The following is a 26,418-nucleotide window of genomic DNA, read 5'->3' as shown; positions in this document are numbered from 1 at the left end:
CAAGCCATTCCCCTGCCCCAGCAACCCCGCAGGGCGACAAAACCCCATCCCGAAGAGCAGCCTTTTCTCTCACCGCAAATGCATCCACTACACACCGCGCAAACAATGCCGATGATGGCCGCATCCGCACCCCTGCGCGACGAGCGCCCGAACTCACTTGTTCAGTGTAAGAAACTCGTGTTCATCAGGATCGTAATATTCCATTTCGCCGGACTCGATGTGATAGAGCCAGCCGTGGATATGCAGCGTACCCTTGTTTACCTTGCGTCTGACATAGGGATAGGTGAGCAGGTTTTCGATCTGGAATATGATGGAAAGTTTTTCGGTCAGGCGCAGCAGTTTTTCCCTGTCGGCATTTTTGCCCAGGGCCAGCAGGGCAAGGTCCTTGGCTTTCTTGCCGAGGGACAGCCATTTTTTCGTATGGATAAGCTGCTTGCCGTTGATGTCTTTGTACAGCGCCTCAATGGCGCCACAGTGGGTATGCCCGCAGATGATTATTTCCGAGATGTTCAGCGTGGTGACCGCGTATTCAATGCCGGAAGCCGTCGCGTGATAATCTTCGTCCGGCTTATAGGGAGCTACAAAGTTGCCCACATTGCGCAAGACAAAAAGCTGCCCCGGAGGCGCGTTGGTTATGAGGGAGGGAATAACCCGGGAGTCGGCGCAACCGATAAAAAGCGCCTTGGGGTGCTGCCCGCTGCTGACCAGATCCAGAAGCTGGGATTCATTTTTTCTGAAATAATTTTTCTGAAACAGCTCGTTGCCCTGTAACAGGCTTTCAACATTCTTCATCAACGATCCTCCGTTGGGGTTACGCAGCCCTTCATTCCACAGCCATTCAGGCGGCAGGCGCACCCCGTGGATGCCGTCCTCTGCGGAAAGACGGCACGGCCCGTAAAGGGGGGGGCGCATTCCCCGGCAGGGCCGGGGTATCATCACGCTGCTTCCAAATCATCTTGGCACGTAGAGCATCTTTATCTGTAGGTCAAGCGCAAAGCGCACACATCGTCCTTTTCAGGCCACATTCCATAAAATTTTTACTTTTATCTGCCCGCGCCGGAGCATGTGCCAGTTATGCACAACGTGGAGAAACAAATAAAAGCATTGGCGCGAACCGCCAAAATAAAAACCTATTTTTTAATGAAATATTTCTCAATCTCCTTGTTTTTCCAAGCATGAGAAGCCGTTCCAAGTCTCTGACCTCCTTGACGAGTCTTGCAGCCTGCGATACCGTTGCAATATCTGCGTGTTTGCCCCCCGCAGGGATCGGCGGGGCCGGAGGATCCCGCCACCCTTGAGTGGCGGGCTTGGGGTAATGTCTGAATGCAAAAGGACAAGCACATGAGGAACGGCACATCACTGCTTCTGCTGGCGGCTATAGCCCTGGCTGGCGCGGCGTGTCTCACGGCGATGGGAGGCACGGCCAAGGCCGCAGCCCTGGAGCCAACAGACAGCGGCGCGCCATCGGCTATAGTCATGTTTCCGGTCGGCGAAAAGCCCAATCCCAAGGGCGCGGCCATGAAACCCGTGGTTTTCAACCATCTTATCCACGAAAAGAAGATTGACAACTGCGAGACCTGTCACCACACGGGCGATCCGGTGTCCTGTAGCACCTGTCACACGGTAGAAGGCAAGGCCGAGGGCAATTACATCACCCTTGACCGCGCCATGCATGCCACCAATATCGCCAAACGCGCCAAGGGCAACACGCCCGTCAGCTGCGTGAGCTGTCACGAACAGCAAACCAAAGAGCGGCGCGAATGCGCGGGTTGTCACGCCATTGTCACGCCCAAGCGTGACGAGGCATGGTGCGCCACCTGCCACAACATCACGCCTTCAATGACGCCCGAACAGATGCAGAAGGGCATTAACGGCACCCTGCTGCCCGGCGATAACGAAGCTCTGGCGGCAGAAACCGTGCTGGCCCAGAAGACCGTTGAGCCTGTTTCCCCCATGCTGGCCCCCTACAAGGTGGTCATTGATGCCCTGGCTGACAAGTACGAGCCGAGCAACTTTACCCACCGCCGCCACCTCACGTCTCTTATGGAAAGAATCAAGGACGACAAGCTGGCCCAGGCTTTCCACAACAAGCCTGAAATCCTGTGCGCTACCTGCCACCACAGAAGCCCGCTTTCCCTTACGCCTCCCAAGTGCGGCAGCTGCCACACCAAGGAGATCGACAAGGCCAATCCCGGTCGTCCCAACCTTATGGCCGCCTACCATCTGCAGTGCATGGGTTGCCACAAGGGCATGGATGTCGCGCGTCCTCGTGACACCGACTGCACCACTTGCCATAAGGCTGCGCCCAAGAGCGCCGACTAGCATGGAGTAAGATATGAAACGCAGAACATTTCTGACCATTCTGGGAAGCGCGGGCGTGGTCTCGGCCCTTGGCTCAGCCAAGGTGGCCCAGGCCGGCCCCCATACCTTCCCATATTACGCAGACAGTTACGGGGTGCTGCACGACACCACCCGTTGCATCGGTTGCCGCAAGTGTGAAGAGGCCTGCAACAAGGTCAACCACCTGCCCAAACCCAAAAAACCCTTCAGCGACCTTACGGTGTGCGACACGCACCGCCGCACGGGCGAATATGAATGGACCGTGGTGAACAAGTACAAGGTCAACGGCAAGGACGTATTCCGCAAGCTGCAGTGCTTTCACTGCAACGACCCGGCCTGCGCTTCCGCCTGCTTTGCCAAGTGCTTTACCAAGCAGCCCAACGGCGCTGTTCACTACGAAGGCTCACAGTGCGTGGGCTGCCGTTACTGCATGGTCGCCTGCCCCTTCTATGTTCCCGGCTTCCAGTACGATGAGGCCTTTGACCCCCTCGTGCAAAAGTGCACCTTCTGCGAGCCGCTGCTCAAGGAAGGCAAGCTGCCCGGCTGTGTGCAGGCCTGCCCCAAGGACGCCCTCACCTTCGGCCGCCGCAGCGACCTGATCCGAGTGGCCCGCGCCCGCATTGCCGATAATCCCGGCAAGTACGTCAACTACCTCTATGGCGAGTTTGACGCAGGCGGCACTGCCTGGATGGTGCTCAGCCCCGCAGTGGGACAGGCAGCCGCGGCTGTTCCGGCGGATGATGCTCCGCTGGCTGGCGATGAACTGAAGCAGCTCGGCCTTGATACCCATCTCGGCAACCGCCCCATGGGCGAGCTGACCTACGGCGCTCTGGGCGCAGTGCCTATGATCGTGGCCTTCTGGCCCGTGCTCTTCGGCGGTGCTTACGCCATCAGCAAACGTCGCGAAGCCATGTACAAGGCTGAAACGGATGGCAAGGTCAAGGAGGCCCGTGAAGACGTGGCCGCCGCCGTTGACGCCGCCGTACGCAAAATTGAGGAAACCCAGGGGCCGGGCGCTGCCGATACGGCCCGCCGCGCCATGACAGAGGCCCTCAAGGCCCGCGAAACGGCGTGCACGGGGCACGGGGAGGATAAGTAAATGTCACAGCACAGCATCGTCATTCCCAGCAAGGGCAAGCTGTTTAACCTGGACGAGTTTCTCAAACCTACTCCGGGCAATATCATCACCGCCATCATCCTGACGGTGGGCCTGATAATTACCGTTATCCGCTTTACCATGGGCATCGGCTCGGTCACCAACCTGAGCAACACCCAGCCCTGGGGCCTTTGGATCGGCTTTGACCTGCTTTGCGGCGTGGCGCTGGCGGCAGGTGGCTACTTTACCACCGTGGCCTGCTACGTCATGGGCATGAAGCAGTTTCACTCCGCCGTGCGCCCGGCCATTACCACGGCCTTTCTCGGCTACGGTTTTGTGGTCGTGGCCCTTCTGTATGACCTGGGCCATCCACTGCGGCTGCCCTTCATGTTCTTCTTCCCGGGAACCACCTCGGTACTCTTTGAAGTGGGCCTGTGCGTGGCCACCTACGTTACGGTACTCTTCATCGAGTTTTCCGTGGCGCCTATGGAATGGCTGGCACAAAAGTTCCCCTGCCTTATCAAATGGCGCAGGCTCGTGGTGCACAGCACCATCGTGCTCACCATTTTTGGCGTTACCCTGTCCACCCTGCATCAGTCGTCACTGGGCGCGCTCTACCTGATTGCGCCTGAAAAACTGCACCCCCTGTGGTATTCGCCCTTCATGCCCATGTTTTTCTTCGTCAGCTCGATGGCTGCCGGAGCCTCCATGGTCATCTTTGAAGGCATATTTGCCCACAAGGGTCTGCACCATTACATGGACGAAACCCACCTGCGTGAATCTGACGGCGTGGTCCTCAGCTTTTCCCGCGCTGCTTCTTTCATCCTGTTCGCCTACTTCATGCTCAAGCTTATCGACATGCTTGTGCAGGCCAACCTGCCCTACGTTTTCTCGGGCTACGGGGCCTGGTGGCTGGTTGAAATGCTGGGCTTCGTGCTGTTGCCCGCCCTGCTCTATGCCAAGGGCGCACGCGACCGCAACCTGACCCTATGCCGTATTGCGTCGGCCAATACCGTGCTGGGCATCGTTCTGAACCGCTTCAACGTGTCCATGATCGCCTTCAACTACAACCTGCCCCCGGCGGAACGCTACTTCCCCAGCATTTGGGAAATATGCATTTCCATCTTTGTGGTAACGATGATCGTGACCGTGTACCGCTTTATCATCTACCACATGCCGGTGCTGTACGAACACCCCGACTTCAGGGATGAGCACTAGCCAACAGGGAGAGGAGAATACTATGGAATTCCATACTTTTTACGATTACTTCCTCTATACGAAGAGCTGGGCTTACGCCATGATGTTTGTGGTTCTGCCCCTCTATGTGGTGTACTGGAACTTTGTGCTGTTCCCCAAAAAAAAGGGACGCAACGGCTGCTCCAAGGGCCATTAGAGCATAACGCCTGCGTGCTTGCCTGACAGCGAACCATCACTGCTGTCTGCCTGCAGCTTCCTTTGCCGTAACGGTGAAGCAAGTGCGCCCCGCCAGCATTTCGCGGCGCGGATTTTTAAAAAATCCGCGCAGGGCGTTCCAGCTTTTTCAAAGTTGACTGCTCTAGAGTCTGCGACCCTGAAATGACAGTCTGAAACACGGGGGGCGGCGCCAATCGGTGTCGCCCCCCGTCCATTGACAAAGATTCTTTTTACAGCCACCCTTGCGCGCCATACCACCCATGTCGGGCATACAGGCAAGCCACTGCCCCTTTTGCCCGGCTCGAGCCGATTCGGACCGATTCGAACCGGAACCGGCCCGTCCGGCCATACAGGTCAATGATTCCGCAGCCCTGCGCGGCGCACACGAACCCTTGTGTGTGCAAAAAGCGCACAGCAGAACAATTGACGGCGCATTGCGCCTTGGGGTGGCTTGGGGTATACTTGACAGTGTGTGAAGTGGCTTCGGCGTTGCAATAACGCATACTTGCAGCCATGATCGGAGGCTTGACGTGCGGCGATTTTATCAAGAAAGCTGGCAGGGCATACCCTTTACGTCCTTTTCGCATATCTCCTTTTTCCATCTGGCGGAACCCAAGTTCTATGCGGTGTTCTACGAAGAGCTTTTTCGCCGCTACAAAAACTGGGACGATCTGCCCGCTGTCTGGCGCGAAAACAAACGCAAAGACGCCCGCTGGCTCATCGGCCAGTTGCGTGATCAGGTCGCCAGGGAAGCCCAGCCCCGCACAGAGCCTGTGCGTGTGCTGTCTATCGGCAGCGGCGTGGGCTATATGGAAAAAATCCTGCTGGAGGAAATGCCCGAGCTGGAGTTGCACGTCAACGAGCCGAGCACTGTCGGCATGAAATGGCTGCGCCAGCAGATTCCCAGCGAGCGCATCTATATCGGTCTGCCCCCGGCCTGCCTGCCGCCTGATGTCCACTATGACATGATCTATCTTTCCACTGTGGACTACGGCATTCCCACGCGCGAATTCACCTACCTGCTACAGGAACTGCGCGCCCAGCTGGCCCCCGGCGGAGAGATCATCCTGCTTTCGGCCTCCCTGCTGGAAGAGGATTCCTTTATCGGCAGCTTCGTCAACGCCATAAAGATTGTTATTCGCGGCTTCCTGCATTATCTGGGGATACGGCGTCAGCAATTCTGGGGCTGGCGGCGCACGCGCGATGAATACCGTCAGCTTTTCAAGCAGGCAGGGTGCACCCAGGTGCAGGACGGCTGGCTGCAGGACGGCTTTGAAACCTACTGGATTCGCGGAAAATAGTTTTCCATCACCGGGCTGAAAACGCCGGGCGCATGAACACGTGCAGCCTTTGCGCCTGAAGCCTGTACATCCGGCATTCCAGGTGCACAGCCTGCGCCCGCACAGGAGCCGCCAGTGGCGGCATTGCGGCGCAAGCCGGCACAGTGGCGTACCCAACGGATGTTTTTTTGACGCAACAAAGCCACAATGTTTGCGCAATACATAAAAACCCCCATCAGGTTACAGCGTTCAGCCTAGTGGCCTTTATATCGCTGTCTACTCTGATGGGGGCATATCACAATATCCGTACGGCCTTTTTATTCCGTTGTCGTGTCCTGGGGCCTGGGCGATCCCGCCCGTCATGCCCTTATATAGACTGTACGTTGGGAATACCGCTTCTCACAGGCAAAACACACCCGCTACGGCGTTTGACAACGCAAATACGTTGCGCCTGCTCGCGCAGCCGCCAAAGCATTTTCAAGTAAAAATGCTCTGGTTATGACGGCCATCCTGCCTCCACCCCGGCGCAGCGGCCGTACCAGACAATCTGGCGGTACAGTTCGGGCGAGGTATCCCCTTCGGTGCTGAAAAGCAAAATGCGGGAGGCTGCGTCCAGCCTCAAGGCCTGACGGACGTCCTGCATCTGCGGATTTTTCATGATCTGCTCGATGGCCCCCAGGGGAGCCGCCCCGGATTCGCCACTGCACACGGGGCTGTCGCCCGGCAGCGGTGCGGCAAGGATGCGCATGCCGTTGGCGGCCACCACATCGTGGCAGGATAGGCCACCCACGGCCCTATCGCGCAAAAGGGGCCAGCACAGGCTGCTCGGCTCACCGCAGGCAAGCCCTGCCATGATGGTTCGCATATGGCCGCTGACCGCGCGGGGAGCGCTGTTTCCGGCCATGAAGGAACGGAAAAAGCAGTCGGCAGCCTGCGGCTCCACAGTAATGACCTGCGGCGCGGCATCACCCCACACGGCAGCAAAATACCCAAGCACCGCCGCCGCAAAGGACCCCACCCCGGCCTGCAGAAAAATATGGGTCGGCGGGCGCAGTCCGCAATCCCGCCACTGTTCGTCTGCTTCCAGAGCCAGGGTCGTATACCCCTGCATGATCCAGAGCGGCACCTCTTCATACCCGTCCCAGGCCGTGTCCTGCACAAGCACGCCGTCCGTTTCCTGCGCGTGCTGCATGGCCAGACGCACGGTATCATCATAGTTGAGGTCGGTTATGGTGCATTGCGCTCCGGTCTTGCGGATGTTTTCAGCCCTGACCGGCGCGGAGCCTGCGGGCATGAAGACCGTGGCCCCCATGCCGAGCTGCTGGGCAGTCCAGGCTACGCCCCGGCCGTGATTGCCGTCAGTAGCCGTCACCAGGGTAATCTTTCCCAGCTGCTCATGCACCTCGGCGGAGCGCAGCAGTTGCGGGCTGACCCGGCTCATGGGCAAATCAAGCCGCCGGGCCAGATAACGCGCCACCGCGTAAGAACCGCCCAGCACCTTGAAAGCATTGAGGCCAAAGCGTTGCGACTCGTCCTTGACCAGAATTTCGCCAAGCCCCAGTTCATGAGCAAGATTTTTCAGTCGTACCAGCGGCGTGGGCGCATAGCGGTCAAAGCCCTGATGAAAGGCGCGGGCAACACGGGCAACTTCCGGCCCATAGACCTCAACATCCGCCGCATCGGCAGTGCCTGTGCACAGGCTGTTGGGACAATAGCTGACAGTATTCACGGCTGCTCTCCTGTAGGGCGTGGCTGCCCGATTGATATATACCGAGGCTTGTGTCCGGCAGCGGGCAGACCCGCCGCAGCATGGCGACAATATCTTCTGGACCAGTTTCGCGTTGAAACGCCCTGACAGCTGCGCGGGCAGACATATGCCACAAAAGTGCAGGACAGTTCCGCTACCGAAGGGCGTATGGATAAAGACCGCAACACATATGCTTGCCATGGCAAACGCGTAGTGAGTGTCTTCAAAAGAGAGTAGCAAGAAAGGCCCCTTATGCAAAAGGGGCCTTTTTCGCTCTTTTCATAAAACCTTGCGCTGCGCCTTGCAGGCCGCAGGGATTTTTGCCCTGTCTGAAAATGCCGCACTGCTTTCCGCGCCGGAAAGGCCTGTTCAGTTGGAATTGGCCGTGCGTACAAAAATATTATAGGCCTGACGACTTTCCTGGGCGGTATTGTTCAGTTCCTGCCGCACCGGGCTGTAAAAGCCTTCGTCCAGCCCCCGGGCCAGAAAAACCTCATACCGGGCAGCCTGTTTAAGAAAATCACGATAGGCCCGCTCCACCTCCGGGGCAGCCGGAAATGGCGGCTGCCCGGCCCGGCGCAGCCCGGCCTCAAGCCTGCTCCGCACCTGCCCGAGAGCCTGGCGGTCGGGTGTCTGGGCGGCCAGCAGCTCCGCCGCGGTGACGTACAGGCTGAAAATATTTCTGGCTTCCAGAATCTGCCGCCTGAGCGGATGCCCGTAAAGCAGCGCTTCTTCGGCTTTGACGGCCCGCTCCTCCACAAGGGCCAGATACCCGTCCCGGGCGGCCATAAAGCGCTCATGCCCCTTTTCCAGACTGGCCGCCAGGGCGCGGCCCTTCACGCCATCATCGCGGATATTTTCATCCCGCACATAGCGCCCCAGCGTCGCGTAGTCGGCCCGCATGCTCTGGATGCTCTTTTCCATATCTTCGACCCACTGGGAAAGGGCCGCGGCTGCATCCTCGCCGAACATATCCGCAGGAGCCGCCAGACGACGCGCAAGCACCTTGCCATCCCCGCCAGGCGCAGGACGCGGGGGCAACGTCCATTCCCGCAGGTAATGGCGCACATTTTCCAGCATAGCCTCAGCCTGGGCATAGTAGGGTTCGGCCAGAGTGGCCGCAGCCACGTTATAGAAAGCCACCAGGGCGTCGGCTTTTTCAAGCTCTTCCTGTGAGGGCGGCGGCCCCTGAACCTGCTCTTCATAGGGCAAGCGGTCCTGCGAAGCCCTGTCGGCCCCGGCGCGATCCGTTTCCGGCGCTTGCCGTGCCTGTTCCTTTGCTGCGGAAAAGGCGTCTTCATTGCCGCCGGAGTCGCAACCCGCAAGGAGCAGAGCCATAAGGCAGGCAAGCAGTATATATAATCTTTTTTTCATAGTTCAGACGCAAAAGCCCCACAGGCAACCTGCGGGGCGTGCTGTTATACGTTGCTCAGGCCGAGGCCACGCGGGCCGCAATCCAGTCATTGAGACCCGTAAGGTCTTCGGCCCAGGGGTAGGCGGTGTCCGAAGCCGGCTTGATATCCGGCCCCACGCCGTAAAAAAGTGTACCCACTTCTTCCGCTACATCGCGGTCTGTGGGGGCGTCTCCCACCATAAGCACATTTTCCGGGGCCAGGGGCAGGGAGGCCACAATCTGGGCCAGAAGCCGGGCCTTGGCCGGGGGAGAGCCGTGAATGGACGTAAAGTACTGATCCAGCCCGCGCTCGCGCAGCACAGCCTGCACTTCTTCATGGGGCGCACCGGAACAGACATAGAGGGGCAGCCTGCCCTTCCAGGTGTCCAGCACATCCTTGACGCCGGGAATAAGCGGGCAGCGGCGCACTTCGTCCAGGGCGTATTCTGCAAACAGGCGGCCCAGTCTTTCGGACTCGTCCTGCGTTATCTCACGGCCGAGCACTTCGTTGTAAAGCCATTCAAATTTCCTGTATCTGCTCACACCGCCGTGCAGGCTGTGGTACATGACAAAGCGGTCTTGCGCCTCCTGCCCGTAAGGCGCGGCAATGCGGGCAAAGGCGCGGGTTTTTACGGGCACACTGTCCAGTATGACACCGTCACAGTCAAAAACAATACATTGCAGTGACATAATTATCCTTTTCGGCATCCGGGCGTATGCCCTGAAGTGATCTTTTCCCGGCAGGCCGGATGTGTCTGCGCCTGTTTTCTGCAAGAGCTTTTGTACTTTCTTACAAGGTATTCACTAATCCCATTGGTGCAACTCCGGGGAATAGGGCTTTTTTATAGAAAGGTACTTGTGCCATGCCTTAACGGCCAAAACTATCTTTTGACGAAGCGCCCGCACAAAGGGACTTGGCGGCAACAGCCCTTACGCGATCTGGCCGCCCACAGGTTGTCCGCTCTGCCCGCGCATGCCGATGACACGGGCCGGAACCCCGCCCACTATGCTGAAGGGGGCCACATTGCGGGTAACCACGGCCCCCGCTCCCACCACCGCACCGCGCCCGATGCGCACATCGGGCGTAATGACGCAATTGGCCCCTATCCATACGTCTTCTTCAATAATGATCTCGCCCGGCACGTGCCCCTGATGCATCATGGGCACATCCTGACGGGCTATGCAGTGATTGGCCGCGCGTATGACCGTTCCCGGTCCCACGGCCGTGTGCGCGCCGATTTCAATGCGGCCCGCATCGGCCCCCACATGCACATAGGGCGACAGGGCCACGTTGTCGTGCAGCACCAGTTCGCCGTCTGTGGCAGTGATAAAGCAGCCGCGCCCAAGGCGTACGTTGCTGCCCAGGCACATACCCCGGCAGCCTGCAAGGCTCAGCCCCGTGCTGAAGCGCACCGAGCCGCAACGGGCAAAAAGCCAGCGCCAGCCTGCAAGCCGCAGGGCCAGCCCCACGGGCGTGGGTATCCAGCCGAGCAGGGCTATCCACAGCTCTTCCAGCGCAGCCCCGAGACGGCGGCGCCAGCCCGGAGCGCCATGTTCCGGCGCTGCGGTACCGGCGGATTCGGAGGGTACAGCAGGGCCGGCCTGTCCGGCCTGCCCCGCTTCTTGCGTCATGCCCGTTTTTTCGAGCGCAGCCATGATTATTTGCTATATTCCTTCATAAGGTCGTCACCTTCCATAAGGCGGCAAACGCGCACGAGGTCCTCGGGCGTGTCCACGCTCCAGGTGCGGCTGGCCGTGGGAACCATACGCACCTTTTCGCCGTATTCAAGGATACGCATCATGTCCACGGATTCGTAGATCTCCAGGGGGCTTTCTTCCATTTCGTTAAAGCGCAGCAGATAGTCGCGGCGAAAAGGAATGATGCAGACCTGTTTGCGCATGGGCACCTTGTCCGATCCCTTTTTGCGCGAAGGAATCGGCTCGCGCGAGAAGTAGAGGGCATCGTTGAACTTGTCCACCACCACCTTGACTTCATTGGGGTCTTCAAATTCTTCAAGGGTATCCATATCAGCCATGAGGTTGGTCACGTTGATGGACGGATCAGCCAGCATGGGGGCCACGGCGGCGTCGATCATCTCGGGCCGCACCATAGGCTCATCGCCCTGCACCATAACAACAATATCGGCCTTTTTGCCGGTGGCGGCCTCGATCTTGAGCAGGGCTTCGGCCGTGCGCGTAGAACAGCGCACATGATGATCGCCGGTCATGACGCAGGGCAGGCCCGCATCCTTGCAGTAATTTTCTATAATTTCATCGCAGGTGGCCACATAGGTGGAAGAAAGCGTTTTGCTCATGCCCGTGCGAAAGGCCACATGGCCCACCATGGGTACGTTGTGGATGAGGGCAAGCGGCTTGCCGGGATAACGGCTGGACCCCATACGCGCGGGAATAATGGCAATAATGTTCATACAGCGGCTCCTTATGGCCTCAAAATTTCAGAAATATTTTCAGCATGGCTCACCGTACAGGCGTTTTGGCGAGAAAGCCTGTACGAACGAAAGAAAAAAGCCGTGCGCAAACAGCGCCTAGTCGTCTGTAGCCACGAGATAGCCGCCCTCTGACTCCAGATCCGGATGCATTTCCTTATGCTCTTCTTCCATAACGCGCAGGATGCCCTGCCCGAGGTCCACGGTAAGCGGCGGCACCAGCTTGCGCCCCACCTTGGGCATGAAGGCATAGGGCGTTACCTGATAATGCCCGCTGTTGGGGTCGTTCTGGTAATTGATGACCAGTTCCTTGCCCAGCATTTCACCGATCATCTTGAACAGGTCGCCGACCCGCATGGGCTGGTTGCCGGAAATGATGATGTTCTGGTTTTCAAATTCCGGAGCCAGCACGGCCAGGGTGGCGGCGCTGGCATCATCCACATGCACATATTCGCGCAGGGCCGTAGGCGCGCCATAATAGGTAATACCGCCTGTGGAAAGAGCTTCGTACACAAAGCGGTTGATGGCGTTACGCCGGTCTGACCGGGGACCGTACAGCGAACCGTACCGCAGTATGGTGTAAGGCAGGTTGTGCATGGCCTGATAATTTTCAATATACAGCTCGCACGCCTGCTTGCTGCAACGATAAAAACCGCCCGACTTGCCGTACACGTACAGGGAACTGGCAAAGACATAGCGCTGTACCCCGGCCTGACGGCAGGCTTCGAGAATCATGACGTTGCCGAGCACATTGATGCGCGCTGTGTCCACCGGGCGGTTATTGGCTTCGCCGATGTCGGCTATACCCGCGTAGTTGAACACCATGTCTGCGCCTTCCACAGCCCTGCGCACGGTTTCTTCTTCAAGAATATTGCCCGTGAGCATGGCCTGATCAGGTCGCAGCCAGGGAGAGGGATGCAGATCAACAATTGTGACAGCATGCCCGGCATCAGAAAGCTTGTCGCAAATATGCGAACCCAGAAAGCCGGATCCGCCAAAAACGGTTATTTTCACAGTTATTCTCCCTGATCCGGCCGCTCAGCAGCATGCCAGAGAAAGACGGAATCAATGCCGTAGGCAATAAAACGGCTGCCTGCCGCGATCTGCCGCCCGAGTTCAACCGGGTCGGGCTGCACGATATGCAGTCCCATGCGGGCCTTGTGGCGCGCACAGGCGGCCGCGATGCGCTCCATAGCCGCCTTGAAGTCCTTATGGTCAAACTGCCCCGTAAGCCCCATGGAGCCGGAAAGGTCGTATGGACCGACCATTATGGCGTCCAGGCGCGGATGCGACAGGATGGCATCCAGGTTTTCCACAGCGCGGATATGCTCTATCTGCGCCACAAGAAATATTTCGGGCGCGAGGGAGCCGCGATACTCGTCAAAGCATTTGCCGAATGCATTGGCCCGGCAGAAGCCCACTCCCCTGTATTCACCGGCGGTTTCTCCGGCGGAACGCCAATGGTCCTGGCCGGGATAAACGGCCCAGTCAATGGCGCGGTCCAGTTGCTCACGGCTTTCAATCATGGGAAAAATCAGCCCTTGAGCACCCGCCTCCAGAGCGGACTTGATCTGGGTTTTCCCGGCTTCGGGCAGGCGGGCAAAGGGTGCAGCCCCACCGCATTCGATGGCCCGGAAGATGTCCGGCAGCCCGGTGCGGCCAAAGGAGCCGTGTTCCATATCCACAGCCACCCAGTCATAGCCCGCGCGAGCCATAAGCTCCGCCACATCCGCAGAAGGCAGCTGCAGCCATGTACCTACTGTGGCTTTGTCCGCAGCCAGAAGCGCGCGTATTTCATGTACGGTCATATCAAACGGCATGCCGCCGCAGGGTTGAGGTTACATCCGAACCACCAGTATACGCCCAGCCGCAGCGGCACGCAATACAGCCCAGAGGGGTCTGCTCCGGCCCTCCCATATTTGCAAGTAACGCCGGAACATGTATGTTTGCAGTGTGGACATATGCGATCTCGTCTGCCCCGGCCCACCTTTCCGTGGCAGGCCGGATTTGCAGCCCTGTTTCAACGCAGCCGGATGCGCTCCGGCGATTGGCCGCGAACCTGCCGCGTACGCCTTTCCGGCGGGCGCCCGCCCCTGCGGCCGCCAGAGCAACTTCAAGGCAAGATTGCCCGCAAGGAGGATATATGGCTCCCCAAAGCAATATCTACACGCAAACCGTGCCGTTGGGCGACGCGCTCGACAAGCTGCTCGGCGCCCTGGACACGGCCCGCGCCGCTGACGGCCAGAACCGGCTGCCGCAGCCTGTATCCTGCCCGACACAAGCTGCCGACGGGCGCGTGTTGAGTGAATTTGTCATTGCGGCCGCCGACGTTCCTCCTTCGCCCCTGGCCGCCGCGAAGGGATATGCTCTCAGGGCTGCGGACACCTATACCGCCGACAGCAACAATCCCGCTCTGCTGCAGGCGGGAAAAAACTGCTTTGCCGTCCGGCCCGGCGAGATTCTTCCCCCGGGCTGCGATGCCGTGGCCCTGCCGGTTCACGCTGCAGTGGACGGCAAGGGCGGCGTCAGTATTACGGCCCCCATGCTGCCGTGGCTGCATGTGCGCAGAGCCGGAGCGGACATGGCGGCAGGAGAAACCCTCTTCCCGCGCAATCACATCCTCCGCCCCGCGGATATGGGCGCGCTGCTGGCGGCGGGAGTTACCGAAGTTCAGGTGTGGGACCGCCTGCAACTGCACCTCGCGGCTGTGGCTGACCCTGCCCCAACGCCCGAAAAAAACGGGCCTGCCGTAACTGCCGCTGCGGACGGCATCATCCCGGCCCTGGCAGCCCTGGCTCAGGATATTGACTGTCACGTGCAAACAGCGCCCTGCCTGCCCGCCGATGCCGGTGCTGTGCGTGATTTTTTGCAGTCCGCCCTGAAGGCCGGGGCCCACGTCCTGCTGTTGTGCGCCACAGGTGATGACGCCCTGACGGCCGTACGCGACCTGATGGAACGTGAAGGAAGAATTGTGGCCCCCGCCATCGGCCTGCTGCCCGGGGCACCGGCCATGACGGCCGTATATGAAGGCAGGCCTGTCTTTTGCCTGCCGTGCTCGCCCGCAGGCAGTCTCACGGCTTTTGACGCATTGGTGGCCCCGGCCCTGCTGCTCATGTCGCGTCGCCCGGGCCTGTGTTATGCCAAAACACTTGCCGGCGATGCCGATGCTGCCGGAAAGCTGACGGCGGAGCTGGCGGCCAGTCTGCCCGCGCACCCCGGCCTTGATGTTTTTGCCCCCCTGGCCCTGGCGCGGGTCGCGGAAAAGACGGTAGCCATGCCCCTGCGAATGGGCGAGGGGCATAAAAGCGCGGTCCGGACTCAGGCGCTTGCCCACATCACGGCCAGCGGCAAGGGTATAGCCCTTGGCAGCACGGTGCGCGCCCGGCCCCTGCGCCCGGCCGACAGCCTGTACAACACGCTGTTCTGCGCCGGGGGCGATGATGTGGCGCTGGACCTGCTCGCCGACGGGTTATTGCGCCTGCCGCACGCCGTGCATCTTGTCTGCGCGGGCGCGGATGCCGCCGATGCCGTACAGGCCCTGAAAAACCGGCACTGCCATATGGCCGTGCTGCATATGGCTGACGACGACAAGGGCGGCTTCAACTTCGTCTTTGTGCAACAGCACTGGCCCGAGGGCAAGATTGCCCTGATCAATCTGGTTATCCGTCAGGTCGGGCTGGTGGTTCCTGCGGGCAATCCACGCGGACTCAAAAGCGTGGCCGACATTAAAAACATGAAGCTGCGCTGCGTTAACCGTCAGGCAGGTTCAAGCACCCGCATGCAGTTTGACGCCCTTTTGCGCCATGCCGGCATGACCCCGCAGGATGTTCCGGGCTATGAAAATGAGGTGGAAAGCCAGCTTGCCGTAGCCGCCGCCGTACTTACGGGAAAGGCCGACTGTGGTCCCGGCGTGGCGGCCGCAGCCAGAGCCGTGGGACTGGATTTTATACCCCTGGCGGGCGAGCGCTGGGACCTTGCCGTTCCCGAAGCATTCAGGGAGGATCCCCGAGTGGTCAGTGTAGAAAGCCTGCTGCAGAAACCGGAATTCAAAAAACGCCTTGAGGCCCTTGGCGGCTACAACACCCGTCTGACCGGGCAAAAACTTGAGCTTGGCGTCCGCCTTGGGGCGTGATAAGAAAAAGCCCCGCCGTCGGCAAACGGAGGGGCTGGGTATGGACCGGACTGCGGCAGATCAGTCCGGCCCTGGAGGAGGATGGGCAATTTCACATCATGGGGCGCAACGATTCAGTGTAAATTCTTGCCACAAGCTGGCGGGAAACACTGACCGGCGCTACCGAGAGCAGAAGACCCAGCGAAGGCGTCTGCTCGACGAAGTTGCAAAACTCTTCCACATCGAACTCCTGGACTCCCAAGTCCAGGAGTTTTTGCGTTATGCCCAAGCTGAATATCCAGCGTTCCACAGCCCGCGCCGCTTGGTCAGCTTCTTCGGGCATGCCCCGCAGGCCCGGGGCCACCGGCCCAAGCACATGCGCCAGCACATCGGGCTTGGCGGCGTAACATGCGCCAATCACAGCAGGCAGCAGAATGGCCAGACGCATGCCGTGAGGCAGATTTCGCAAGCGGCCCAAAGGCTGCTCCAGCGCGTGCGCCAGGTGCAGATGGCTGTTGTCAAAAGCCACCCCGGCCTGAAGGGCTGCCAGGCACAGCCCGTAACGGGCCTTGAGATTTTCCGGCTCATCCAGCGCCACCGGCAACCAGTGATGAACCAGGCGCACGGTTTCGCGGGCCAGCGTAACCGCCAGGGGGTTGGCTGCCGTGGCTGTGGCAGCTTCCACAACCCTGCAGAACGCATTTATGGACACATAGCGGCTCTGCTCTGCCGAAAGCCCGGTCATAAGGGCGGGGTCGTCAATGGCGTACCGGGGGTACATGCAGTCATGCCCCACAATGGACCTGTGGCTGCGCCCCGATACGGTGACCACGGCAAAACGGTTTACTTCACTGCCCGTGCCGTGGGTGAGATTGACGGCAACTAGAGGAAGGGCCTTCTGGGGCGTGAAGCGAAAACAAAAAAGATCTTCAGCGCTTTTACCAGGATTGGCCAGCAGTATGGCCGCACTCTTGCCACAGTCCAGAGGGCTGCCCCCGCCTATGGCAAGCACCGCTCCGGCATTGATGGCCCGCCCAAGGGCTGCGGCGTCATCCACAGTATCTGTGGTGGGGCTGGGGGTAACCCTGTTGTACAGGGCCAGCACAATGCCGTGCCTGAGGGCGGCGGCCTCGGCTTTATCCCACGCGCCCGAAGCACGGTAGGCATGCCCGCCGCAAACACAAAGAACTGCTGTTATCCCTTCGCTTTTCAACCTGCCCAGGATGGGGTCTATCTTGTCTATGGCTCCCACACCGAGGTAAGCAATGCCTTTTACCCGTACTTCGCGAACCATATTGTAATCGCAGCAGTCATCCCACATGGCAACCTCCCGCGATCACGCTGGGCTTTTATTGCGCTGCATCAAGCTAGAACGAATATAAGCTTAGGTCAAGGAGCTGCGCAATTTTTCACATAATTTTCGCGCAAATAATCCTATTGATAAAAAATTCACAACAGTGTAAATATAAAGATTATGCATTTTTTGTAATCTTTTGATGAACTTTTTTACGCCAACTCCCTGCCCCGTATCATCTTTTTTTCTCGACCTTTTTTTCTGCGCGCCGTGCGGCAAAATCTGCGCCAAATTCTCCAGAACAATATTCAAAAAACGCGTATCCCGCTACGCCGCCAACAAGCCCCATGCCCCGGCCATATCCTGCCCTCCAAAAAGCCGGATCAGCCAGCCCCGCACAATCTGCCGCACCCGCCTGCTCCCGGAATACCCGCGCAGCACGCCCTCTTCCCACTCTCCTGCGTTCGTCGGAACAGCAACATTTGCCCCGCCGGCCACATACGCCGCATTTCCGGCACATCCCCCCGCCCGCCCGCAGCTTGCCCACAGACCGGCCCGGCGGGACGGCATGGACACCCCAGGAGCCAACAGCCTGTGCCTGCGAAATACACAAGGCCCGGAGCCTTTCATGCTCCGGGCCTTTCTGCGCCAGTTGCCTGTGCGTTCACATGAACATGCGGGCAGCAGATTGCGCACAATAAAAACAGGGCTATTTGGGCACGGCCAGAATAACCTGCGAAGCCTTCACAATGGCCGTCACTTTTTTCCCGGCGGCCAGGGCCAGCTTTTCCACACTGCCCATGGTCACAATGGACGTAATGCCCGCGCCGCCGGGCAGGTCTACCTGCACTTCGGCGTTGACCGCACCGGGCGTGACCTTGCTGACAGTACCCGGAAACTGGTTGCGGGTGGAAAGAAGATAATTTTCGGCGTCATTCATCAGCAGCACAAAGCTCGCCTTGATCAGGGCCATCGCTTCAACACCGGGCTTGAGTCCAAGCTTGCGGGTGCTCACCTGGGTAATGGAAGCCACGATGGTAAGCCCGCCGTCAACGGCCAGCTCCACTTCGTCATTGACAGCACCGGAACGCACCGCCACCACTTTACCTTTGAAAACATTTCTCGCGCTGGTTTCCATAGTTTTATCCTCGTATGGGGTACTCTTTCACCCGTGACGGGCAAAAGCATGTTTTACATGTTGCCAGTATAGAGCAGGACAACACACAGCGCCACCATGACACGCTGAACAGCATAAACTGCAACAAAGGCTGCAATGACCGCCAGTTAGATCCACACGAACAGGAATCATTCCTGAAACGACAAAAAATAAAAAGATTCTCCGGCTGCGGAAGCAGACACACATCACACCGCCGCGCAATTTCTGCCATTGGCAGACGACATGCGGCGGAGATGGCTGCCGCGCTTCGCCTCTCACGCACGGCGCGAACTCTTTGCAAGCCAGCGGGGATGGTCGCAATACGGCACGCCCCAAAAAACCACAGGAATCCATACAGGAAAAGCCGGTCCAGGGACCGGCCTTTCATCATTTACGGCTTCTGCTCACATGGCCGACCGCTAAAAATATTGCCCGTGCAGATCGCAAGAGCGGCTTCAGCCAGCACGGCCGGCGTTCATGCAGGAGCGCAGCATGCCTCTGGTCCGACCTAAATATTTTCCGTTACCCAGTCCACCACCTGAGCCATGCGCTTGAGCGTATAACGCTGATGCGGATTTTTCTGGGCCAGATCTTCCAGCGTGCCGTCCAGCCGGTAGATGCGCCAGTCACCTTCGGGCAGCGCACCCTTTTCCATGCCCTCATTGATGGCGGTACGGGCCGCGCCGGGCGAACAGAAAAGCTCAAACTCCTGTACTCCGGGGTCAAGCACCACCTGCGAGCCGCTTGCAATGTCTACAATGTAATTGCCCGGAGCAAAAACATAGACAAAGGGGCAAGGCTCTGCCTGGAATTCCTGCTCCGGCTCGGGCGCCGGGCCAGCCTTGACGCAGGCCAGCAGGGGCAGGGCCAACAGTGTAACCAGCAAAAGGCGTGCTTGCATTGTCTACCTCAGTATGACGGGCGCTCGCGCCCGGTTATATGCCGCCTTTGGACGGACTGTCAGCGCCGGGAAGCAGCCATGGCCTGAAGCCTGCGGATACGCTCTTCCAGAGGCGGATGTGTGCTGAAAAGATTGGCCATGCTGCCATGGGCAAACATGGGGGACACAATGAACATCTGCTCGGTGCTGGGATTGCCTTCACGCATGGGTATGCGCCCGCTGGCCGCGCCCAGTTTGGCAAGGGCGCCTGCCAGGGCCAGGGGCTGCCCGCAAAGCTCCGCCCCGGTATCGTCGGCCAGATATTCGCGCGAGCGCGAAATGGCCATCTGCACCAGACCTGCAGCCATAGGGGCCAGCAGGGCCATCACCAGCGCCGCGATGGGGTTGACGCCGTTACCCTCGCTGTCGCGGTTGCCGCCGAAAATGGCCGTAAACTGAAAAATATTCGCCATGGTCACAATGGCGGAAGCCATCACCCCGGCAATGGTCTGGATAAGTATGTCGCGGTTGACGATATGCCCGATTTCATGCGCTACCACGCCGCGCAGCTCTTCGGGCGGCAACAGGCGCATAAGCCCTTCTGTAACGGCAACCACGGCATTTTCAGGATTACGCCCCGTGGCGAAAGCATTGGGGGCCTCTTCGGGAACCACGCAGACGCGGGGCTTGGGAATGCCCGCATTGTGCGACAGCTCTTCGACGATCCTGTGCAGGTATGGGGCTTCCTCCGGCGCGAGTTCACGCGCACGGTACATGGATAGCACGATCTTGTCCGAGTACCAGTAACTGCCCACGTTCATGATCAGGGCCATGCCAAAAGCGATGATGATGCCCGTGCGCCCGCCCAGCAGGCCGCCAAGCACAATGATGATCCCCGAAAGCAAACCCAGAAGAAGAACGGTCTTGATCTGGCTGGTCATGCAAACTCCTCACCTTGCGGAAATTATACAAACGCGTTTCACGGTGTATTGCCGGAAAATCCTCATGCCGCGCGCTGAAACGCCCTGACAGCATATAAGCATCGGGGCACGGCTGGCAAGAAGAGGCACCACGAAAAAGGCAGCAGGGACCGCACTGACCGCGCAACTGCCAGGCAACCGGATACCGCGGAAATAAAAAACGCCGCGCGGCCCCGGCGGGGGGCACTCCCCGGCAGCCCTTCTATTGCCGCCGGGCAGGCGGCCCGGCAACGATGATGAAAGCATTTCCAATGGCGGCTGTCTATATACCTGTTCCGCTTCCGTTGCGCGCCTGCCACCAGAGCTGGAAGACCAGCAGGGTCCAGAGCGGCTTGCGCAGGTCCGCCCTGCCCGAAACATGTTCGTCCACAAGGGCGCGCACGGCGGCAGGGTCAAAAATACCCTGCACCCTGAGGCTGTCTGCGCTGAGCAGGTCTTCCACAAGCGGCCGCATGCGTCCGCGCAGCCATTCAGCAACGGGAATCTGAAAACCCCGCTTGTTGCGATACAGTATCTCTCTGGGCAACAGGTCGGCAAACGCCCGCTTGAGCAGCCACTTGCGCTTGAAGCCGTGCAGTTTGCGGTCCACAGGCAGACGGGCGGCGAATTCGGCCACATCCCTGTCCAGAAACGGTGCGCGCACCTCAAGGCTGTGCAGCATGGAGCAACGGTCTACCTTGACCAGAATGTCATCCAGCATGAACTGGCGCACGTACACATGAAAGGCTCTCGCCAGCGGCGCGGCCGTGTTATGGGGCCAGTGCTCATACTGTTCGCACGTGGGCGCAAACAGGCGTTCCGGCGCAAGAAATCCCGGAGCCTGCGCCCTGAAGGAGCCGGACAATATCTCCGCCTGCATGTCGGGCGTAAAGGCCGTCAGCATGGTCTGCACCCGCTGCCAGGCCGGAGCCTGCGCGGCGCGCAAAAACGTGGCTACCGCAAGGCGCGGATTGATATATCCGGCGGACGACGGCAGGCGGCGGGCCAGAGGCTCCACAACCTTGCGCCGCAGCACGGCGGGCAAAGCGTTATACCACTCCGCCACCTTAAAGCCGATATAGTGCTCATACCCGGCCCACAGTTCGTCCGCGCCATCGCCCCCGAGCGCCACAGTGACCTTTTCGCGGGTCACGCCCGAAAGCAGCCAGGTGGGCGCAACCGAAGCGTCCGCCATGGGTACGTCCATTTTGCTGATGATGCCGGGCAGATTGTCGGCGCATTCTTCTGCCGAAAGTACGCGCTCGTGGTGGTCCGTGCCGAAGGTCCCGGCAACAATACGGGCATAGCGGGACTCGTCGTAGCTGGCCTCGGTAAAGCCTATGGAAAAGGTCTTTACCGGCGAGGACGACTGCCGGGCCATCAGCCCTGCCACAATGGACGAGTCAATGCCGCCCGAAAGAAAAACGCCCAGCGGCACATCGCTGACCATACGGCGGCGCACGGCCCGGGCCAGCAGAACCCGCAGCTCTTCGCAAAGTTCATCGGTGCTGCGGCGGTCGTTTTCGTCCGGCACGGGCATGTCCCAGTAACGGCCGGTGCGCAGGCTTCCGCCTTCAAGCACAAGCCAGTGCGCCGGGGGCAGGCTTTCCACCTCACCATACACCGTCTGCGGGGTCGGCACATATTCATAGGCCAGATAGCGCATGACGGCTTCGGGCCGCAGGGTCAGGTTCAGCCCGGCGCCCCGGCCGCGCAGTTGCTCAAGGGCCGTCAGCTCCGAGGCGAAATGCAGCCTGCCCTGCTGCACCGTATAAAAAAAGGGCTTCTTGCCGAAAGGATCACGCGCGCAAAAAAGGCGCTGCTCCACAGCATCCCACAGGGCAAAGGCAAACATGCCGTTAAAACGGGCAAGGCAGTCCACGCCCCACTGGCGGTAGCCCTCAAGGATGACCTCTGTATCCGAACTGGTCTGAAAGCACGCCCCGGCGCTGGAAAGCTCTTCTTTCAGTTCCGCAAAATTGTATATTTCACCATTGAAGACGATGGTATAACGCCCATCAACACTGTGCATGGGCTGACCGCCCGTGCCGAGGTCAATAATGGAGAGCCGCCTGTGCCCAAGGCAGACCGGGCCGTTCAGCCACTGCCCTTCGCCATCCGGTCCCCGGTGGGCGATGCGGTCGGTCATGGCCTGCACCCAGTGGCGGGCCTGGGGATCAAGGGGCGAAGCGTCCAATCGGCAGATACCGGCTATTCCACACATGATTCTTTCCAGCATTTGTAATTATTGGTAAATATGCGGGCCAAACGATCATTGTTGGCTTCAGGATCAAACATATGGGCTGCCAGCAACCGGCCGTTGCGGGCCAGGTGCGCCGCCAGGGCCGTGTCTCCGGCAAGCAGGGCAATGGCTTCGGCCAGGGCTTCGGCATCTCCCGGAGGCACGGCCAGACCTGTTTTGCCGTGCCGTACCACCTCGGGCAGGGCGTTGACCGTGGTGCTGACCACGGGCAAGCCGTAGGCCAGCGCCTCGATAACCGTATTGGGGATGCCGTCGCGGCGGCCCGAGGCGTGCACTACGCAGGGAGCGGCAAAAATATCATGCTCACCAAGAAGCCGGGGCAGTTCGTTATGCGAGATCAGACCGGGCATGGTCACATACCCTTCCAGTTTCAGCTCCTTGTACAGACGCATCAGTTCTGCCTGCATGCAGCCAAGGCCCATGGCCTTGCCGCCGCCGCCCGCCAGCGTCAGCCTGAAGTCCAGCCCCTGCCGGCGCAGAATGCCGCAGGCACGGAGCAGTACGTCAAAACCCTTGGTAACGTCAAAACGACCCAGGGCCAGCAAACGCACAGGCCGCGTCATGGGTTCGGGTACGGCTGAAGGCCGGGCTTCTTCCAGATGCGGCATCGCGCAGGCATAACCGTGCACACCGTCGCGTACGGGGGTGGCCGCAGACGCATCCTCAGCGGCCGATCCGCTCCTGCCGGGGGGTGGCGGCAGGGTCAGGCCGTTATAGACCAGTTCCACCTTGCCCTTGGCCTGTCCCCTGTCGAAATTCTCAATACGCCCCTTATCGGCGGCATTGTTGGCGCGCACAAGAAAGGCAGCCTCCAGCTTGTCACCAAGGTCCGGGTCGGCAGGCTCAAGGTTGTCGCCCCGCGCGCAGGTGGCAAAGGGCAGTCCGGCAAGGCTCCCGGCCACCCAGGCGGCAGTGGCTGTACCGCGCGGCCAGGGGGCATAAATCATGTCTATGCCTGCCTCCTTGAAACGGCGAGCCAGATAGACGCCGGCGCAAAAAGCCCAGAGATTTTCACCCAGGGTTTCAATGCAGCGCCAGCGGCGGAACATGGTGCGCCTGAAAAGCCGCCCCAGCCGCAAGGGATGTGCGACCATCTGGCGTAGCAGTTCACCCAGTATGGCCGGTAGCGCACGCGTACCCATAGTGATGGTTTCTCGCGCCGCACTGCGCATTTCCGTAGAACAGTGGCGCAGGTTGGGACCATACAGGCTGTAAACCGAAACGGGGAGGCGCTGACGCAGGCCCTGCACTTCACGGAATATAAAAGGCTGGGTGAAAAGTGGGTACCAGAGCAGCACACAGGCCACATGGGGCAGGCCGGGCGCAAATGGCGGCGAGGTGGGTTTTCCGCTTGTCGTGTCTTTTGTCATTACTTGCTCCTGAGCGTCTGCAAGGGGCAAATCCACAGGTTGTATTCCAGGGCATGCGCTTTGTTTCAAAGACAAAATGCCCTAAGGCCGCACATGATGCAACGCGCCGCGAGGCGGCGTTGATTCCGCCGGGAGCCACCTGAAAAATGGAATACGCCATTGAAACGCACAGCATGGCAGCGCTGTTCCGTTGTATGGCAACTGTGCGTGAACATTTTCCTGCCCGCAACAGTTTATGAAAAGCAGGCCCAGTCATTTGGACTGCCGTCTGCGGCCCGGTGCAGACTGCTGCTGTCCGGAGCAACTGGCCCCAGGGTTTCGCGCAGCTGTGCCATCGTCAGGCAACGCACGTTCCAGCGGGCCATGAGCCAGTCTGTCCAGGCCAGTATTTTGCCCATAAGCCTGTCCACAGCGGCGGCATCGGGCAGATGCGGCGCGCCGCCCGGCATCATTTCTGAAGAGTGCCACGTAAGGGACAACACCCGGCCGCCCCGTGCCACAAACAGCCTGGTTATGGCCTGCATGGCCCACAAGGGATGATAGACGGGCAAAAGACTCAGGGCGCCCCAGTTTTTGAATCCGGGACGCAGGCGCGGCGCAGCGCGGCCCAGCAGGCGGGGCAGGCACGGCAAAAGCGGGGTTACGCTGAGGGGAACTTCAAAAATCCGGCCCTCCGGCATGGATACCCAGTACGGATCGCGCGGTGCGCTAAAATGGTCCGGCCCGGCCTGCGGTGTGGCCCCGCAATGCAGCGGACGCACCGAGGCATCCACCAGGATACCGGCTTCAGCCAGCAACGGCCAGAGGGCGCGGTGCAGGTCCCAGCGCCCCATACGAAACGATGTCAGCGCTGCGCCCTGAAAATCCCGGCCGGCGGCCATGAGGCTTGCAAGCTTGGCAGCCATGAGAGGGCCGGGAACTGCGGCCGCGGGTACACTGGCGGCATTGTCGGCAAGGGCGGCGTCGGCCTCGGGTCCGTCAAGGGTCAGAGGCGGCGTGTTCCAGTGGTGCAGATGCGCGCCGATTTCCGCCCCGTACCTGTCGCGGGCATGAGCCAGAGCGCTGCGGGAAGCCGCATCGGCCAGCACACTGTGCGCACAGAACAGTGTGGGCCGCACCCCCCGTTCGCACAAGGGGGCAAGGCGCGTCAGACTGGCCGTATTGGCAGTGGAACAGCCCCGGCGGGCGTACTGCCCGCCGAACAGCCCTTCCTCTTCCACATCAAGGCTGACGGCAAGATAAAGATCCGGACGGCTCATGCGCCCTCTTCCGCCATGCCGGTTACGGCAAAGCTCCGGCCGGCTGCATCGTGACCATTGTCCCGTTTCCGGGCGGCGCGGGCGCATTCCGCTACATACAGGTCGTATACGGCCGTAATGTTGCGGGTGGGGTCAAAAAGGTTTTCCACCAGGGCGCGGCCCGCTTCGGCCATATCCAGCGCAGCCTGCCTGTCGGCAAGCATGCGGCGCACGGCCCCGGCCAGAGCGCGCGGATCGCGCTGCTGCACCAGCAGGCCGGTCTCACCATCAATGATCACCTCGGAAATACCGCACACATCGGTGGCAATAACCGGCATGCGGTGTGAAAGGGCCTCCATGATCACATTGGGGATGCCGTCGCGGTCGCCGTTGGTATGCACAACGCTGGGCATGACAAGCATGTCGTGATCCAGCATGAAGTCGCAGATTTTATCGTGGGGGATGAAGCCGGGCATGTCCACAAAACCGGCAAGCCCAAGCGCATCACGCATTTTTGTCAGCTTGCGCCGCCAGTTGCCGTCCCCCACAAGGGTCAGGGTCACCGGCACGTTTTCACGCCGCAGACGGGCCATGGTCGTGAGCAGTTCGGGAAAGCCCTTGGTACGGGCAAAGCGCCCCACGGCCAGCAGGCGGTACGGCGGCTGCATGGGCATGGCACACCGCCCGCGCGGGCGGAATGTGAGGCTGTTATAGATGGCGTGCACCTTGTCCCCGCCTTCGGGCGGGCAAAAGCTGCGCAGCCACTGCACGTTGGTGCGGTTATTGGTGCGGATGAAGAGCGCATCGCGCGATTTTTCCTGCAACAGGCCGTCTTCGGGATAGATATCACCCGCACGCCCCGTAAAGGCAAAAGGAATACCGGACATACGGGAGGCCACCCAGGCGGCAGTGGCAGGCCCGTTGGCCCAGGCCGCATGAATAAGCTGCACACCGTCCCGGCGACACTGCTCGGCCAGCAGAAAACCCGCCAGAAAACACCAGGTATTCTCGCCCACGGCCTCAAGGTTGCGCATGCGCCGGAAAAGCCCCTCGCGCATAAGCCCCCACACCTTGCCCGGCCGCTGTCGCAAGGCGCGCCAGAAAGCGGCCAGAACCCTGCCCGCAGCCCTGAAACCCATGCGCCGCACAGGGCCGTCATAATCGCGCATCTCTTCGCTGCAGCCCTTCAGGTTTTCACCGTACATACTGTAGGCATAGACCGGAAGGCCCCGCTGCCTGAGCTGCACAACCTCACGGAATATGAAGGTCTCCGAGGATAAGGGGAACCATAGAAGCACATAGGCGACAGCCGGAGGTGCTGCCGGCCGGCCGCGTTCCGCTCCCGCTTCTGTGGCATCGCCACTGGTAAAAGACATGTCGGTCTCCGCAGCAAACGAGAGCCGGGCCATAAGGCCCGGCCGGAGTGTTATT

At 60.1% G+C, this 26,418-nt stretch carries 22 protein-coding genes; 6 read left to right on the top strand and 16 right to left on the bottom strand.

Annotated elements, in window-relative coordinates:
- Positions 1-153: 153 nt before the first annotated feature.
- A complete protein-coding gene (locus tag ACZ495_RS13590) occupies positions 154-936 on the bottom strand; it encodes a carbonic anhydrase (RefSeq protein ID WP_232088804.1) in 783 nt (260 codons plus the stop codon).
- Between the two features lie 405 nt (positions 937-1,341).
- On the opposite strand from ACZ495_RS13590, the gene ACZ495_RS13585 reads away from it, so the two are divergent.
- From ACZ495_RS13585 to ACZ495_RS13565, 5 genes are all read left to right on the top strand, one after another.
- Complete coding sequence (locus tag ACZ495_RS13585; RefSeq protein WP_012625658.1) at positions 1,342-2,322, top strand: nine-heme cytochrome c; 981 nt, start codon at positions 1,342-1,344, stop codon at positions 2,320-2,322.
- A gap of 13 nt (positions 2,323-2,335) precedes the next feature.
- The gene (locus tag ACZ495_RS13580) at positions 2,336-3,439 is read left to right on the top strand and encodes a 4Fe-4S dicluster domain-containing protein (RefSeq protein WP_012625659.1); all 1,104 of its coding nucleotides are present in this window, start codon (positions 2,336-2,338) and stop codon (positions 3,437-3,439) included.
- Positions 3,440-4,654 (top strand): sulfate respiration complex protein HmcC, encoded by a 1,215-nt coding sequence (hmcC, locus tag ACZ495_RS13575; protein ID WP_012625660.1) that lies wholly within the window; start codon positions 3,440-3,442, stop codon positions 4,652-4,654. It begins immediately after the preceding gene.
- A 22-nt stretch (positions 4,655-4,676) separates the two neighbouring features.
- Positions 4,677-4,829, top strand: a complete 153-nt coding sequence (locus ACZ495_RS13570) for a hypothetical protein (protein WP_012625661.1) — start codon at positions 4,677-4,679, stop codon at positions 4,827-4,829.
- Between the two features lie 550 nt (positions 4,830-5,379).
- Entirely contained in the window at positions 5,380-6,150 is a 771-nt protein-coding gene (locus ACZ495_RS13565) for a methyltransferase domain-containing protein (protein ID WP_012625662.1), read from the top strand.
- 475 nt (positions 6,151-6,625) lie between these two features.
- Here the strand turns inward: ACZ495_RS13565 and dpaL are convergent, their stop codons facing one another.
- The 7 genes from dpaL to ACZ495_RS13530 form a co-directional block, all read right to left on the bottom strand.
- Positions 6,626-7,858 (bottom strand): diaminopropionate ammonia-lyase, encoded by a 1,233-nt coding sequence (gene dpaL / locus ACZ495_RS13560; RefSeq protein ID WP_072311073.1) that lies wholly within the window; start codon positions 7,856-7,858, stop codon positions 6,626-6,628.
- Positions 7,859-8,245: 387 nt separating this feature from the next.
- Positions 8,246-9,250: a hypothetical protein gene (locus ACZ495_RS13555; protein ID WP_407843985.1), complete on the bottom strand. Its 1,005-nt coding sequence runs from the start codon at positions 9,248-9,250 to the stop codon at positions 8,246-8,248.
- A gap of 55 nt (positions 9,251-9,305) precedes the next feature.
- Positions 9,306-9,959 carry an HAD family hydrolase gene (locus tag ACZ495_RS13550; protein WP_464262419.1) on the bottom strand — a complete coding sequence of 218 codons (654 nt, stop codon included), beginning with the start codon at positions 9,957-9,959 and terminating at the stop codon, positions 9,306-9,308.
- Positions 9,960-10,199: 240 nt separating this feature from the next.
- Positions 10,200-10,925: an acyltransferase gene (locus tag ACZ495_RS13545; RefSeq protein ID WP_464262418.1), complete on the bottom strand. Its 726-nt coding sequence runs from the start codon at positions 10,923-10,925 to the stop codon at positions 10,200-10,202.
- Between the two features lie 2 nt (positions 10,926-10,927).
- Positions 10,928-11,698 carry a 3-deoxy-manno-octulosonate cytidylyltransferase gene (locus ACZ495_RS13540; RefSeq protein ID WP_012625667.1) on the bottom strand — a complete coding sequence of 257 codons (771 nt, stop codon included), beginning with the start codon at positions 11,696-11,698 and terminating at the stop codon, positions 10,928-10,930.
- A gap of 117 nt (positions 11,699-11,815) precedes the next feature.
- Positions 11,816-12,730, bottom strand: coding sequence for an NAD-dependent epimerase/dehydratase family protein (locus ACZ495_RS13535; protein ID WP_012625668.1), 915 nt, complete (start codon positions 12,728-12,730; stop codon positions 11,816-11,818).
- A gap of 2 nt (positions 12,731-12,732) precedes the next feature.
- Positions 12,733-13,524 (bottom strand): HpcH/HpaI aldolase family protein, encoded by a 792-nt coding sequence (locus ACZ495_RS13530; protein ID WP_041725021.1) that lies wholly within the window; start codon positions 13,522-13,524, stop codon positions 12,733-12,735.
- 335 nt (positions 13,525-13,859) lie between these two features.
- On the opposite strand from ACZ495_RS13530, the gene ACZ495_RS13525 reads away from it, so the two are divergent.
- On the top strand, positions 13,860-15,848 hold the full coding sequence (locus ACZ495_RS13525) for a substrate-binding domain-containing protein (protein WP_464262417.1): 1,989 nt from the start codon (positions 13,860-13,862) through the stop codon (positions 15,846-15,848).
- Positions 15,849-15,939: 91 nt separating this feature from the next.
- On the opposite strand, the gene ACZ495_RS13520 is transcribed toward ACZ495_RS13525, so the two are convergent.
- The 8 genes from ACZ495_RS13520 to ACZ495_RS13485 form a co-directional block, all read right to left on the bottom strand.
- Positions 15,940-17,148 (bottom strand): iron-containing alcohol dehydrogenase, encoded by a 1,209-nt coding sequence (locus tag ACZ495_RS13520; protein WP_464262416.1) that lies wholly within the window; start codon positions 17,146-17,148, stop codon positions 15,940-15,942.
- Between the two features lie 682 nt (positions 17,149-17,830).
- Positions 17,831-18,259 carry a TOBE domain-containing protein gene (locus ACZ495_RS13515; protein ID WP_012625672.1) on the bottom strand — a complete coding sequence of 143 codons (429 nt, stop codon included), beginning with the start codon at positions 18,257-18,259 and terminating at the stop codon, positions 17,831-17,833.
- A gap of 526 nt (positions 18,260-18,785) precedes the next feature.
- Positions 18,786-19,178, bottom strand: a complete 393-nt coding sequence (locus ACZ495_RS13510; protein ID WP_012625673.1) for a DVU_2496 family lipoprotein — start codon at positions 19,176-19,178, stop codon at positions 18,786-18,788.
- Between the two features lie 59 nt (positions 19,179-19,237).
- Positions 19,238-20,098 (bottom strand): zinc metalloprotease HtpX, encoded by an 861-nt coding sequence (locus ACZ495_RS13505; protein ID WP_012625674.1) that lies wholly within the window; start codon positions 20,096-20,098, stop codon positions 19,238-19,240.
- A gap of 301 nt (positions 20,099-20,399) precedes the next feature.
- A complete protein-coding gene (gene asnB / locus ACZ495_RS13500) occupies positions 20,400-22,340 on the bottom strand; it encodes an asparagine synthase (glutamine-hydrolyzing) (protein ID WP_464262415.1) in 1,941 nt (646 codons plus the stop codon).
- Positions 22,328-23,749 carry a glycosyltransferase family 4 protein gene (locus tag ACZ495_RS13495; protein ID WP_012625676.1) on the bottom strand — a complete coding sequence of 474 codons (1,422 nt, stop codon included), beginning with the start codon at positions 23,747-23,749 and terminating at the stop codon, positions 22,328-22,330. Before ACZ495_RS13495 ends, asnB begins: the two co-directional genes overlap by 13 nt.
- A gap of 233 nt (positions 23,750-23,982) precedes the next feature.
- Positions 23,983-25,008, bottom strand: a complete 1,026-nt coding sequence (locus ACZ495_RS13490; RefSeq protein ID WP_296986141.1) for a polysaccharide deacetylase family protein — start codon at positions 25,006-25,008, stop codon at positions 23,983-23,985.
- The gene (locus ACZ495_RS13485; RefSeq protein WP_464262414.1) at positions 25,005-26,363 is read right to left on the bottom strand and encodes a glycosyltransferase; all 1,359 of its coding nucleotides are present in this window, start codon (positions 26,361-26,363) and stop codon (positions 25,005-25,007) included. Before ACZ495_RS13485 ends, ACZ495_RS13490 begins: the two co-directional genes overlap by 4 nt.
- Positions 26,364-26,418: the final 55 nt, after the last annotated feature.

The sequence above is a fragment of the Desulfovibrio sp. GTC20076 genome (genome assembly GCF_055385905.1).
Note: the sequence above shows the minus strand (reverse complement) of the source record. Positions and strands in the feature narration are given on the sequence as shown.